At 36.6% G+C, this 1,775-nt stretch carries 2 protein-coding genes; one reads left to right on the forward strand and one right to left on the reverse strand.

Going from position 1 to position 1,775, the window contains the following annotated elements; translation table 11 throughout:
- Positions 1 to 20: 20 nt before the first annotated feature.
- Positions 21 to 1,499 carry a transposase gene (locus GXZ13_00510; GenBank protein ID NLX74328.1) on the forward strand — a complete coding sequence of 493 codons (1,479 nt, stop codon included), beginning with the start codon at positions 21 to 23 and terminating at the stop codon, positions 1,497 to 1,499.
- A 114-nt stretch (positions 1,500 to 1,613) separates the two neighbouring features.
- Here GXZ13_00510 and GXZ13_00515 read toward each other — a convergent pair.
- The coding region (locus GXZ13_00515; protein ID NLX74329.1) for a hypothetical protein at positions 1,614 to 1,775 on the reverse strand (162 nt) is incomplete at its 5' end.

The following is a 1,775-nucleotide window of genomic DNA, read 5'->3' on the forward strand; positions in this document are numbered from 1 at the left end:
GCAGAGAGATTATTATCAATTTGCGTAAAAAGTATTATTCAGTTGAAGACATTAAAGTGGCCCTTGACAGCAAAGGATTCAAAATCTCCGAAAAATCCATCTACAACATTATACGTGAGCAAGGGTTTGCACGTTTGCCCAGGCGCCAGAAACTAATAAAGCAAAGTTTAGTGGCAACAGGGCTTAAAGCTGAAAAAACAGTTACCCTAACTTTTGCTCCAGAGAGTTTTAAAAGTGCATCTGCCGGAATCCTTTGTTTGCTGCCATACATCAAAAAATATGGAATTAGTGAAATTATCGAAGCATCAGATTTCCCGGAGACTTCTCAAATAAGTAAAGTCTCTTCCATTCTCGCCTTTATAGCGCTAAAAGCTTCGAATGTTCGGCGTTACACTGCTGACGATTTGTGGTGTATGGACAGAGGAATAGGACTGTTTGCAGGGCTTAATGTTTTGCCTAAAGCTGCATGGTTTTCATCTTATTCACACAGGGTTACAACAGATATGAACTTTAAGTTTTTGAAAGCTCTTCACGCTAATTGGCAAAAGTTAGGGCTTTTAGGAGACACATCTAATTTAGACTTTACAACCATCCCTTATTGGGGAGAGAATGACCATTTGGAAAACAACTGGTCAGGTAAACGTTCTAAAGCACTAGCGAGTATGCTTGCCGTACTGGCACAAGATCCCGATAGTGGCATAATTGATTACGGACATGCTAATGTGATGCACAAGACGGAAAGTAATGTCGTTCTGGAATTTATTGATTTTTATGGTAAAGATTTCAGAGGAAAGAGGGATTTGAAGTACTTGGTTTTCGACAGTAAATTCACCAATTATGAAAACCTTTCCAAGATTGATGACGATAATGTGAGGTTTATAACAATACGCCGAAGAGGAAGCAACATCGTTGAGAGATTAAACTCATTACCTAAAAGTAGCTGGAAAACCATACGCATAGAGAGAGCCGGTAATAAAAAAGCAGCCGTAAAGGTCATTGATGAGGTCATATTTTTAAAAGGATACAATAAAGATATAAGGCAAATATGCATTACCGGGCATGGTAAAATAAAACCAGCAATCATCATTACCAACGATTTTCAGGTGTCAAAAGAACAAATAGTCAGAAAGTATGCCAGACGCTGGATCGTGGAAAAATCCATTTCAGAACAAATATCCTTTTTTCATCTCAATTCGGTCTCATCCTCTATGGTAATAAAAGTAGATTTCGATTTAACAATGAGCATTGTTACCCACAATCTGTTTCGTTTATTCGTTTCCGATACAGATAGATATGCACATAATTCAGCCCAGACTATCTATGATAAGTTTTTGGAGAATTCAGGCGATATCAGAATCGAAGAAAATAAAATATCCGTACAACTAAAGAAAAAAAGAACGCTACCACTGATTTTAGAAATGACAAGTAAGTACGTAAATCAAAAATATGAATGGCTAAACAATCTGAATATAGAGTTTATCGGAGCAGCAAATTCTTGATTTTTTTTACGTATGGGAATTTACCGTGAAATTCTGTGCTAATTATTGAGAAGAAACGGTCATGCTGGTTAGTTTATCTTAGAAGCTATTTAATTCTTAATCACTCTCAGTCTCTTAGTTCTTATAAAACAACTTATATTCCCAAGCTTTCAACTCTATATTCTTCATATCAGTGGTAGCTAAAGCGTTGTTCAATTCTTTGAAGTCCTTTCCAGCAATTGCTTCATCAAAAGCTACAACCACATCTTCATCAGTAAAGTTGAATAGGCAATGAAC

Source organism: Synergistaceae bacterium (genome assembly GCA_012728235.1).
Taxonomy (GTDB): domain Bacteria; phylum Synergistota; class Synergistia; order Synergistales; family Synergistaceae; genus JAAYFL01.